Annotated in this window: 10 protein-coding genes; 6 read left to right on the top strand and 4 right to left on the bottom strand. The window is 46.4% G+C overall.

The genetic code is table 11. The annotated features are described in order from the left end of the window. Positions 1-166: 166 nt before the first annotated feature. The 6 genes from nagZ (at position 167) to ACODJP_RS10610 (ending at position 7,163) form a co-directional block, all read left to right on the top strand. Entirely contained in the window at positions 167-1,723 is a 1,557-nt protein-coding gene (gene nagZ / locus ACODJP_RS10585; RefSeq protein WP_422481286.1) for a beta-N-acetylhexosaminidase, read from the top strand. A 107-nt stretch (positions 1,724-1,830) separates the two neighbouring features. Then, positions 1,831-2,469, top strand: coding sequence for a queuosine precursor transporter (locus ACODJP_RS10590; RefSeq protein WP_422481288.1), 639 nt, complete (start codon positions 1,831-1,833; stop codon positions 2,467-2,469). Then, positions 2,469-3,176 carry an SGNH/GDSL hydrolase family protein gene (locus ACODJP_RS10595; RefSeq protein ID WP_422481290.1) on the top strand — a complete coding sequence of 236 codons (708 nt, stop codon included), beginning with the start codon at positions 2,469-2,471 and terminating at the stop codon, positions 3,174-3,176. Before ACODJP_RS10590 ends, ACODJP_RS10595 begins: the two co-directional genes overlap by 1 nt. 80 nt (positions 3,177-3,256) lie before the next feature. Beyond that, complete coding sequence (gene lon, locus ACODJP_RS10600) at positions 3,257-5,629, top strand: endopeptidase La (protein WP_422481292.1); 2,373 nt, start codon at positions 3,257-3,259, stop codon at positions 5,627-5,629. Further along, positions 5,626-6,876 (top strand): peptidase U32 family protein, encoded by a 1,251-nt coding sequence (locus ACODJP_RS10605; protein ID WP_422481294.1) that lies wholly within the window; start codon positions 5,626-5,628, stop codon positions 6,874-6,876. The genes lon and ACODJP_RS10605 overlap by 4 nt, the downstream gene beginning before the upstream one ends. Positions 6,877-6,986: 110 nt before the next feature. Continuing rightward, positions 6,987-7,163, top strand: a complete 177-nt coding sequence (locus tag ACODJP_RS10610; RefSeq protein WP_422481296.1) for a hypothetical protein — start codon at positions 6,987-6,989, stop codon at positions 7,161-7,163. Between the two features lie 72 nt (positions 7,164-7,235). On the opposite strand, the gene ACODJP_RS10615 is transcribed toward ACODJP_RS10610, so the two are convergent. From ACODJP_RS10615 to cysS, 4 genes are all read right to left on the bottom strand, one after another. Further along, positions 7,236-9,887: a valine--tRNA ligase gene (locus tag ACODJP_RS10615; RefSeq protein ID WP_422481298.1), complete on the bottom strand. Its 2,652-nt coding sequence runs from the start codon at positions 9,885-9,887 to the stop codon at positions 7,236-7,238. Positions 9,888-10,076: 189 nt separating this feature from the next. Then, a complete protein-coding gene (locus ACODJP_RS10620; RefSeq protein WP_422481300.1) occupies positions 10,077-10,646 on the bottom strand; it encodes an anti-sigma factor family protein in 570 nt (189 codons plus the stop codon). Next, positions 10,636-11,163 carry an RNA polymerase sigma factor gene (locus tag ACODJP_RS10625; protein ID WP_422481302.1) on the bottom strand — a complete coding sequence of 176 codons (528 nt, stop codon included), beginning with the start codon at positions 11,161-11,163 and terminating at the stop codon, positions 10,636-10,638. Before ACODJP_RS10625 ends, ACODJP_RS10620 begins: the two co-directional genes overlap by 11 nt. A 28-nt stretch (positions 11,164-11,191) precedes the next feature. Next, complete coding sequence (cysS, locus tag ACODJP_RS10630; protein WP_422481304.1) at positions 11,192-12,613, bottom strand: cysteine--tRNA ligase; 1,422 nt, start codon at positions 12,611-12,613, stop codon at positions 11,192-11,194. Positions 12,614-12,646 lie beyond the last annotated feature (33 nt).

The raw sequence follows: 12,646 nt of genomic DNA on the forward strand, positions 1-12,646 counted from the left end.
CATATGCCTTGCTATACGGCTTTATAAGCGCCGCAGTTTCCACAGTATACCAGCTATGCAACAAATTGCAACAATTTTCTTTCCGTTGACAAAATCGACTTCCTAGTGGTACCGTTTTTCAACAACTGTTTTATATGATTACAATTGTATCACCAAGGAGTTACCCATGAGCAAGGATCTAACATTCGAACAATCGATCGGACAACACCTCGTGGCTGGAGTGCATGGAACCTCTTTGGATGATTCCTTCAGGAATCTGGTCAGAAACTACAAAGTAGGCAATGTCATTCTCTTCAGACGCAATATCAGAAGCACGAGGCAACTGAGAAAACTCTGCACGGATATCCGGAATCTTATAGTGGAAGAGACAGGGATCGAACCACTAGTAATGATAAATGAAGAGGGGGGAACTTCGAGTTGTCTCCATGATAAGTCGACCCATATACCTGGAGCAATGGCTATCGGGGCAACAGGAGACCAAGGAAATGCCTTTACCGCAGGTCGCATTGTAGCCGAGGAGTTGCGGGCTTTAGGCATACAATGCAACCTTTCTCCTGTATTGGATGTTAATAGCGACCGATCGAATCCCGTAATCGGCGTACGCTCGTACTCCGATAAACCGGATAATGTGGCACAGTTTGGTACAGCGATGTACCGAGGTCTATCTGAAGGAGATGTCCTAAGTGTGGCAAAGCATTTCCCTGGACACGGAGACACTACAATTGATAGTCATACTGGACTTCCTTTGATAGAGAAGACCAAAGAAGAATTACTTGCATGTGAACTCATACCATTCATGGCAGCGATAGATGCAGAAATTCCAGCTATCATGACCAGTCATATCCTCGTACCCTCGATAGAGAAAAGCCATGTACCCGCTACCCTGTCTAGGGCTTTGGTGACCGATCTTCTGAGGAACGAACTCGGATATACAGGGTTGGTATTCTCTGATTGTATGGAAATGGGACCTATCATAGAACATTTCGGCACCGTCCATGGTACGGTAGAGGCGCTCAGAGCAGGAGTGGATCTTGTCCTGATAAGCCACACCCACCAGTTGGTAGAAGAGGCGTATCGGGCAATAGCTGATAGTTTTGGAAACTCTTACCTTGACTGGGAAGAACACCAACAATCATTGGCTAGGCTCCTTTCAGTCAAAGAGAGATACACCCTTTCCGCTCTTCCCTCTCCCAGGATTGTTGGTAGTGAAGAACATAAAGACGTAGCCAAAGCAATCATGGCAAGAGCTATCTGTGTAGGGAACCTTCCCTTGGATGAAGAGCCCGATCTTGGAGAACATCCCCTTTTCATGGGATGTAGCCACATAAGCAATGCCGAAATATCCGATGGGGCTACTTTGGACACTCCCTTCCCTCAGTGGATGGCGGATCATATAGGAGGACGCTCTACGCTTACAGGAGATGATCCCAATAAAGATGATATTATTGCACTCATGGAAGAGACCAAAGGCGCTACATCGATCGTTATCGGTACATGCAATGGACACCTCAACCAAGGCCAATTGGCATTGGCAAATGCAATGGCGGGTACTGGTTTACCAACTATAGTGATCTCTCTTGGTAATCCGTATGATCTGCTTTATCTGGCAGAGAATATCCATAGCTATGCGGCATTCGAATATTCTCCGTTAGCGTTCGAGGCAATCCGATGTGTATTGACCAAAGAGAGAAGCGCTACCGGGGTCCTCCCCGTCCACTGGTGAGGGGTATGCCCTGACAGACTATATGCAGGTTATCATACGAAAAACCCTTTACCAAACGTCGATTTTCCGGTACTATCAGTGCCCAAACAGGCTCTGAGGAGTATACCATGTTCAACCGTGATCACAAGAAAATGCTACTGTTCGCCCTCTATCTGACCTCAATGGTGTTGGTTAATACCCTAGGATCAAAGATCACGACTCTCGGTTCGGTCCGGGCATCGGTTGGAGTATTCTTCATGCCGATACTGTTTTTGGTTACCGATATTATTGGAGAAGTTCATGGACGAAAAACATCAGCCCAATTCGTCAACCTCTCCACTGCGATGCTCGTATTCATGTTCGCCATGATAGGACTTTGCATCGCTCTACCAGCAAATCCCACGTGGGGGTTACAGGAATCGTATGCCACGATATTCGGTTCGAGTATGAGAATGACCGCAGCAAGTATCGTATCATTTTTCATTGCCCAGCATGTCGATGTCCTAACCTTCTCGGCAATTAAAAGACTGACCAAGGAGAAACATCTCTGGATCAGAAACAATGCAAGCACGATAGTCAGCCAATTTATCGACACAACCATTTTCATGTTTATTGCTTTTTTCCATATGACAGAACGCTACACTGTACCTTTCATTTTCAGCCTCATCATCCCATATTGGCTATTTAAGGTCCTCTTCGCACTCCTAGATACCCCATTATGCTACTTGGGCGTATGGTGGATGAAAAAGGGAGAAAAGGAGATGTAATGGGAAAGACGGTCCTCTTCGGCGATAGTCTCACTGCAGGGCGAATCGGTATAGCATACCGGCGATACATACCTTTACCGACAGAGGTCCATGGTATTGAAGGTGATACCTGGTCGAATATCGCACATAGAGTCGATAGGTACCTGAAAGCCAAAAAGTCTGGTAGACAAACTACTATCGTTATCCAAGGAGGAGCCAACGATATCCTCCTCCCGTATATGGCAAAGCACTTCCCTGCGTGGAAACAGGGACAGGCGGGACCGGCATTCAATGAATCTTCTGACGATGCATTCAAGAAATCGGTCCAAGAGCGGATGGAGCGGATGACGACCTCGCATCCCGAAGTGATGTTTGTACTATGTTCGATACCGATACTCGGAGAAAATCTCGACTCAGAACCCAATACAATCATGAGAAGATGGAATGAGTCGCTCTATGCAATCGCCGAGAGTATCGACAAAGTCGTCTGGTGTGATATCACGACTGCTCTCGAACAATTGGTGATACAGGCCGAAGGCAATTCGTCCTACCTTCCTGAAAGTCCGGGAGACATAGCCAAGGATGTCCAATCCATTGGAAATGATGAAAAGAATGCAGCTGCGGTTTCATCGCAAAGAGACCTCATAGTCACTATCGATGGAATCCATCCCAACGCCTTGGGTGCGCAAACGATAGCCTCTGCGATTTCAGCAGTATTACCCTGGTAAAACAACTACACGGCCAGCGAATCTTTTATTACATTGGATATACGCATAAGCAGTAACTATACCTTAGTGGAGGATAATACATGGCAGATCAGGAATTGATACCTATAGAACAGAACCTGCCCCATAACCTTTTCGTGCTTCCCTTGGTCGGAAATCCTATTTTCCCAGGCCTCTTCACCCCATTGGTGATTGAAAGCAAGGAAGACATCGAAATAGTAAATCAGGCTATGGCCCATGGTGGAGACCTCGGACTACTTCTGGTCAAGGATGAGTCCAAGACCGACTACGAGCCGGAGAATCTCTATAGAGTGGGAACAATAGCTAAAATCATCAAGAGAATAAAATTGCCCGATGGTGGCATGAATATATTCATCTCAACGCTGAAACGCTTCCAGGTGAAGGATTTCCATGCAAACGGAAAGTTCATCATAGCTGATGTCGAATATCTCAATGATATCGAAGACAACCCTACCGAACTGAAGGCATGGACCCGGCAATTAATCACTGAGACAAAAAAATTGTCAAAAGGAAATCCTCTCTTTACCGAAGAAATGCGCTTGAATATGGTCAATATCGACCAGGCTGGAAAAATGGCTGACTTCATTGCCAGTATCATCAATATCGACAGGCGACAGCAACAGAGGATTTTGGAGACACTCAATGTCCGTAGAAGGATGGAGAGGGTTCTGGTATTCATCAAGAAGGAGCAACAGGTTCTTGCCATGCAAGAACAGATCCAGAATCGGGTCAACAGCAAGTTGGAGAAGAATCAGAGGGAGTACTTCCTCCGTGAAGAGCTTCGACATATCCAGCAGGAACTCGGTCTTACAAGCGACCCTCGTAGCGCTACGTTCAACAAGATAAGCAAACAGATAGCAGCTTTAAATCTGGAAGGTGAAGTCGCTGAAGCAGTGAACAATGAATTGGAGAAGTTCCAATCGCTGGACCCAAACAGTCCCGACTATTCCATCACAAGAACCTATCTTGAAACAATAGCCGCGCTCCCTTGGCAGGAACCAAAGCCCGAAGATTTCACTCTTGAGTCGGCTCAGAAGATCCTTGAAAAAGACCACTATGGACTTAAGGATGTGAAGGATAGAATTCTCGAGTATCTCGCTGTACGAAAGAAGAAACAGGATACCAAAGGTTCCATTATCTGTCTTGTGGGTCCTCCCGGAGTAGGAAAAACCTCAGTCGGAAGGTCGATCGCAAGAGCATTGAAGAAGGAATACTACCGTTTCAGTGTAGGAGGTATGCGTGACGAAGCTGAGATCAAGGGTCATCGTCGAACCTACATCGGGGCTATGCCTGGAAAGGTTATTCAGGGGCTGAAAACGGTAAAATCCAAGAATCCCGTCTTCCTCATAGATGAAATAGACAAGATGGGCGTATCTTTCCAAGGCGATCCTGCCTCGGCTCTCTTGGAAGTACTAGACCCTGAACAGAACCTCGCATTCCGTGACCATTACTTGGATTTGCCCTTTGACATCTCAGAGATCCTGTTCATCGTAACTGCGAATACTCTGGAGACGATACCAAGACCATTGCTCGACAGGATGGAAATCATCCAGATAGCCGGTTATACCACGCAGGAAAAACTCTCGATCGGGAAGAAATACCTGGTGCCAAAGAGTCTCAAGAAACATGGCCTTACCAAGAAGGAGGTCTCCTATACTTCTGCTATCCTCCAGGATATTGCAGAATCGTATGCAAGGGAGGCTGGTGTACGTAATTATGAAAAATCCTTGGACCGGATCCATCGGAAAGTTGCCCGTGAAATTTTGGAAAAGGAGCCCAAGCTTCCTGTCCGTATTAATAGACAGAAAATGATAGAATATCTTGGGCAACCGATATTCTACGAAGATGAGATCCTCAGGGCTGATAGACCAGGAATGGCAATTGGTTTGGCATGGACCAGTATGGGTGGAGATACATTAATGATTGAAGCGGTCTCGTATCCCGGCAAGGGGGAACTCAAATTAACTGGAAAGTTGGGTGAGGTTATGCAGGAATCGGCGAATATCGCCCTAACCCACCTAAAATCCATTGCTACCGATCATGGAATTGAAGCGACATGGTTCGATACCCATGCAATCCATCTCCATGTTCCTGAAGGTGCGACCCCAAAGGATGGTCCATCCGCTGGAATCACTATGGCGACAGCATTCTACTCATTGATCACGAATAAAGTGATAAAACAAGACCTCGCCATGACTGGAGAACTCGATTTGGTTGGCAAGGTTATGCCTATCGGAGGATTGAAGGAGAAGGTCCTCGCAGCCCGTAGGAACAAGATTGAAACCATCTTGATACCCAAATTCAACAAGCGTGATCTCGATGAGCTGGATCAGGAAATCAAGAAGGGCCTCACATTCCACCCCGTGTCGACATTCGATGAGGTACTGTACCATGTGTTTGGCGAAGAGAAGGTCAGCCAGGGAGCATCTACGTGATTGAATTACTCAGCCCAGCGGGCACCTTGGAAAAACTTACCTATGCCTACACCTATGGTGCCGATGCAGCCTATGTGGGTATGCAGGATTTTTCCTTGCGTACCCGTGCAGGCAATATTACCGAAGACGATATAGACTCCCTTAAACGTATAAAAGGGGAAAAAAAGCTATTCGCTGCGGTAAACAGCTACATGCATGAGAAGGATATAGGGCTGTTGAAAGAAAAACTTGAGCTATTGGGAAGATACCCATTCGATGCTTTCATCGTAAGCGATATCGGTGCTGCCCATATCCTCAAAAATCATTTCGGAGAAAGCAGGGCATTGCACTTGAGCACACAAGCGAATTGTTTGAATAGTGCGGCTGTCCAAGCTTATGCCGATTTCGGCTTTTCTCGGGTTATACTTGGAAGGGAAACTCCTCTGGATGAAATCCGTCGTATCAAGGATACCAACCCTGAAATGGAGATTGAGACGTTTGTCCACGGGGCTATGTGTATGGCCTATTCAGGAAGGTGCTTCCTCAGTGCATTCCTTACCGGACGAAGTGCCAACCAGGGGGATTGTTCACATACCTGCAGATGGACATACCGCTTGATGGAGCGGCAGGAAACAGAGGGTTCGTTCCCTTCTGGAGAATTGGCATTGGAAGAGGAAAGTCGTCCAGGAACGTATTTCCCGGTCAATGAGGGAGATGGCTATACCACCATTCTTTCATCCAAGGACCTCTGTATGATAGATCACTTGGCAAAACTCAAGGAAGCTGGAATCGATTCATTCAAGATTGAAGGAAGGATGAAATCGCTTTACTATGTCGCGACCGTTACGAGGGCATATCGGAAGGCGATTGATGCGCTTGAAGGGAAAGCCGGTTCGGAAGATTGGCGTGAATATCGGGATGAGCTGTTCCGAGTAAGTCATCGAGAGTTTTCTACCGGGTTCTTTTTTGATAATGAGGAGATCGCCAACCCAACTGAAGTGAGCTATCTTCGTGATTATCTCTTGATAGGCACCATTCAGGATGAAGTAGAGCCAGGATTGTTTGACCTCTCCTTGAAAAACAAGATAGAGCAGGGAACCGCGTTGGAATTCATCGGTCCGAAAACGTTGGGAATTGAGGATACGGATTTCTCTATTCTCGATAAAGAAGGAAATACCGTCGAATCGGCCAATCACCACCAGTCTGTGAGAATCCGCACGAAAAAACCGGTCAAACCGGGCTTTATCATACGAAAAAAATTGAATTAGGTCAAAATTCTGTTAATTTTAACCGTTTTTTAGCGATTTTATTGGGAAAATTCTTGTCATTTGATGTAGATATGCTACTATAAACGCAAGAACTTATAGGAGGCTTGCCAATGACTATCCATGAGCAAATCGTAGCTCAGTATGAGGCTTACATCGCAGAAAACCAGAAATTCACAGAAAAAGGAATCAAGGCTTCTGCTGCAAGAGCAAGAAAGGCTCTCGGTGAGATTGCAAAACTTTCGAAGGAAAGACGCAAGGAAATCCAGGAAGAGAAGAGCGAACTCTAGAAGCGGAATGCTAAATTTCTTTTACTCAACGGGGCCACAAGGGCCCCGATTTTTTTGGTTTAAATCTTCGTATCACAGACTGCGAAGCAGTTGCAGGTGTTTGCGGCCTTTCTCGAGTTTTTCCTCGAATTCAGTCCGTTTACCTTTTTCCTTCTCTATAGCAACTTCCTTCGCGTTTGCTATGAACTGTTCATTAGATAGCTTCTTCAACGTTCCTTCCAGCGACTTCTCGGTTTTTGCCAGATCTTCCTCAATCCGTGAAATTTCCTGTTCTACATCAATAGCGTCACGAACGAATACGAAAGCCTCGAATCCGGGACCGGCTACAGGTACGGCCTTCTCTATCGATGCGGTATGCTCGGTATCGACATCCAGACGAGAAGCTCCGATGAATGTGGAGATCAACCCGATATGCTCTTTGACGAAATCGGTAGCGACAAAACCCGTATCAGGACGGAAAGAGACATGAAGCTTCCTTTCCGCTCCAATTTGAAGCTCGCTTCTTAATGAACGAACCCCCCGAACGAATTCCTGCATTGCATCGACCATATTCTTGGCATCGGAATATCTATTTTCATCACAATACACGGGATACGCAGCGTCAATGATATGCCCGGTTGTATTGGGCAACTTTCCATAAATTTCCTCAGTTATGAATGAGACAAATGGATGCATAAGGCGCATAAGTGTCGCCAGCAGATCCAACATTACACTCACCTGACGATTACGTTCATCTTCACCTTTGGTTGACAAAGCATGTTTGGTAGCCTCTACGTACCAATCGCAGAAATCATTCCAGAATACATCATATATGGCTTGAGCGGCATCGTTGAAACGATATCCCTCAATCGCGGTGGACACTTTCGCAGCAGCATCATTGACCTGGTGGTACATCCATTGGTCCATCACACCCAAATTGCTACGATCTACAGGAACAAGTTCCCTTCCCTCCAAATTCATAAGGAGGAATCGAGTCGCATTCCACATCTTATTGGCGAATCGGGATCCGAGCTTGAATGAATCCATATCAATGAGGATATCCTGACCTTGAGCAGCCATATAACAGAGAGTGAATTTCATGGCATCCGCTCCATAGAGGTCCACGACCTCAAGCGGATCTATCCCATTGCCGAGGGATTTGGACATTTTCCGACCTTGCTTATCCCGAACCAAGCCAGTGATATAAATATCACGAAACGGTACTTCACCTAAGAATTCCAAGGAGGCCATTATCATCCTAGATACCCAGAAGAATATGATATCATATCCGGTCACCAGTGTGGTTGTAGGAAAGAATTTCTTCAGATCGGGAGTCGATTCAGGCCAACCTAATGTACTGAAAGGCCACAACCAAGAGCTGAACCAAGTATCGAGGACATCGGTATCTTGTTCAATATGAGCTGAGCCACATTTGCTACAGGAGGTCGGATCCTCTCGTTCTACCATCATATGGCCACAATCAGAGCAGTACCAGACAGGAATCCGGTGCCCCCACCACAATTGTCGGCTTATGCACCAGTCCCTGATATTCTCCAACCAATGGCTATAAGTGTTCTCCCAACGTTTTGCATAAAAGGAGATCTTGCCATCCTTCCAAGCCCCAAGAGCCTTGTCAGCCATTTGTCGCATCGAGACGAACCACTGTTCGGAGAGGTAGGGTTCGATCACGGTAGAACATCGATAACAATGGCCGACATCGTGGTTATGGTCAGCCTCACCTAAAAGATATCCTTCCGAGGCAAGATCCGCGACAACACGCTTGCGGGCAATGGCCACATCGAGATTCCTATATGCTTCTGGAACGTTTTCGTTCAGAGTCCCATCCGGATTCAGGATATTGACCGTCTCGAGATCATGCCTCTGCCCGATGGCCCAGTCATTGGGGTCGTGGGCAGGAGTGATCTTGACCATACCGGTACCGAACTCCATATCGACATAACTGTCGGCGATGATAGGGATTCTTTTGTTTGCCAGGGGAAGGATGACCGAAGTACCGATAAGATGGGCATATCGCTCATCGGCAGGATTGACGGCAACAGCGACGTCTCCGAACATGGTCTCGGGTCTGGTCGTGGCGACAGTGATACTCCCCTCACCTTCAGCGTATGGGTAGGAGACCTGGTATAACTTTCCTGGGAGATTCTTGTGTTCTACTTCATCATCTGCCAATGCGGTTCCACAGTGAGGGCAGTAATTCACCAGATAGTTGCCCTTGTAGATCAACTTTCTTTCATACAGGGTGACAAATGCTTCACGGACAGCCTTTGAAAGACCTTCATCCATCGTGAACCGTTCACGGGACCAATCACACGAAGATCCAATCTTCTCCAATTGCTTTGAGATGGTCGCATGGTGGCGATCTTTTACCTTCCAAGTCTCCTCTATGAATTTTTCACGTCCCAGATCCTGTCTGCGTAGACCCTTTTGGGCTAATTGTCTCTCGACAACATGTTGAGTTGCTATTCCGGCGTGATCCGTTCCAGGAAGCCACAATGATGGCTCGCCACACATTCTATGGTAACGAACTAATGTGTCTTGAAGCTGGTTATTCAACGCATGCCCCATATGGAGTATACCAGTTACATTGGGAGGTGGCATAACAATGGTGAAGGAGGGACCTTCTCCCTCTTTCGGCAAGAAGAAACCATTGCTCTTCCAATCTTCGTAGATCCTGTCCTCAAAATCTTTTGGGTTGTATGCCTTGTCCAGTTCCACAGCTTTCATGGAATTGCCTCCTAGGTTCGTATCGATCGATGTGTGACGATCACCCATACTAGCAAAATCGTCCCATTGTGACAACTCTACGACTGAACAGGAAATGTGACCTTAGGAGAGCCTAGGGCAAAAAAAACCGCCTGATGAAGTACACTGGTACCATACAGACGGTTTTCTATCCTTTTGTTACTGGATGCTCTATTCCACTATCGGCTCTTCACCCTGTTGTTCGCCCATGGGTTGGATTCCCTTCACCCGGAGGTCGACCTCATATCCTTTGGAGTCGAGATACTTGAGGATATCCTCCAACGGGAAATTCTCCAAGACCTGGGATGCGGCCAAACCTTCGGTTGCTCTGACCTGGACGAGTGCCCCTTCGGATGCTGGAACCACACGGGGAATTAGTTGATCCGATTCTGTTGCACTGCCCGGTCCAATCAACAAGGCACCGACCAATACGAATATAAAAGCTGCAGCAGCCATGAGTAAGGTGGGGGTCTTTATACGAAAGTCTCTATGGAAGAATCCAACCTTACTCCTCTTTTCCATATAATTCTTTTCTATGAACTGGAAGACCTTGTCCTGATGAGGAGCAATCTCCTGCTCCTCGAGTCTTGCACCTGAGACAACCCTGTGTAATGAGCGCAATTGCTCGAACCGCGTCTTGCAAGCAGTGCAGTAGTTGAGATGCTCCTCCACCTGGGTCTTCCATGGCTCGGAGAGCTCTCCATCCAGATACGTGTTTAAAATCTGGTCATCAAGACACATGCATTTCCTCCCGGTCAAGCATCGACTCCATAATTTTACGGGCTCGATGTACCCTAACCTTAACATTACTTTCAGAAATATGGAGGATCCCGGCAATCTGTTTATAGTTTAAATCGGCGTACTCTTTGAGAACCAAGACCGACTTCAACTTCTCCGGCAATTTCTCCACAGCCTCCCGGACCAAAGTCCTCGTTTCCGAATCTATGAGCGCATCCTCTCCGTTCCGAACAGGTGTCTTGGGGGCTTTCTTAATCTTGTCCACCATCGCCTGTTCCCTCGATTTCCGCTTCATGACATTGATCGAAAGGTTTTTTGTCACCCGTATCAACCAATACTTAGCTTCGTCCACTGAACGAAAATCGATATTCTTCTCGTAGAACCGGATGAATGCTTCCTGACAGATATCCTCAGAGACATCCATGTTGTAGGTTACGTGATACGCAACGCGCATCACCACCGGGAACACCTCTTCATATACCAGCCTGAACGATTCATTCTCGCTGCTCTTTATTTCCATACACTTAACAACTCATCCATGGTCTTGGTTACACTATTTTTGAAACAACTGTACCGTCAGGTGTGTCGGTAAGTTTGTAACCAGCTTCTTCCACTATAGCACGCAACTCGTCTGCACGGTGATAATTCTTGTTGCTCTTGGCTTCTATCCGCTCATCGACCAGTGCCCGTATATTTTCAGGAATTTCCCCTGTTGAGGGTTCTTCGGATTCTTCAATTACGGTCAAACCCAGCCCGAGAATCTTGTCCATCTCACCTAAACAAAACAACTTATCCGATGCTGGTACTGAATTATCCTTTACGAGGTTCCATACTGTCGCTAAACCTCTCGGTGCATTCAAATCATTCCCAAGATGACCGAAAAACGTATCCAGATACTTCTGTGCACTATCAGATAAATCCGAATGGATCGCTTTTGTAGCATCCTGATGGACGCCCCTAATGAGCTTCATCAAATTCTTTCTACCATTTTTAGCGGAATCCATCGATTTCCACGAGAAAACCAACTGGCTCCTATAATGACCTCCCAAACAGAAGTAACGATAGTCCATAGGATCGTACCCCTTCTTTTGGAGTACTGTGAGAGTGAGGAACTCACCTTTCGATTTTGACATTTTTCCTGTTTCATTGATAAGGAACTCACCATGAACCCAATACTTCACCCAACGTTTACCGGTCGCAGCCTCACTTTGGGCAATTTCATTGGTATGGTGAACTGGTATATGGTCTATACCTCCACAGTGGATGTCGAAAGACTCACCAAGATATTTCATGCTCATTGCAGAACACTCGACATGCCAACCCGGATAGCCCTTACCCCATGGAGAATCCCACACCATCACTTGGTTTTCGAATTTGGATTTGGTAAACCATAGGACAAAATCCTTTGGATTCTTCTTATTCGCGTCAACATCTATTCTAGCACCCGATTGCAGGTCTTCCAGATTTAACTTTGCCAGTTCACCATATCGGCTGAAGGTATCAATGCTGAAATAGACATTACCACCGGATACATACGTGTGGCCTTTCTCCTCCAGTCGTTTTATGAGGGCTATCATATCTTCGATATGTTGGGTAGCACGACAAGCTACGTGAGGTCTGAGGATATGTAATGCGTCGGTATCGGAAAAGAATGCATCGGTATACATACGAGCAATCTCGTAGACATCACGCCCAGTTTCCTTGGAGGACTTCACCATCTTGTCCTCACCATCATCACCATCGTCGGTAAGATGTCCGACATCGGTCACATTCATCACATGCTTTACCGAAAATCCTCCATATTCCAAGGTTCTCCTCAACACATCCTCGAAAATGTAGGTACGGAGATTTCCTATATGGGCAAAGTTATACACAGTGGGACCACAACAATACATGCGGACCAAGCCGTTGGTAAGTGGTTCAAACGGCTCTATGGATCGACTCATAGTATTGTGGAGGGAAATTTTCATGGTGTTCTCCTATAATCGGCAACCATCCAGACT

Source organism: Pleomorphochaeta sp. DL1XJH-081, assembly GCF_049310885.1.
Taxonomy (GTDB): domain Bacteria; phylum Spirochaetota; class Spirochaetia; order Sphaerochaetales; family Sphaerochaetaceae; genus CAYZJV01.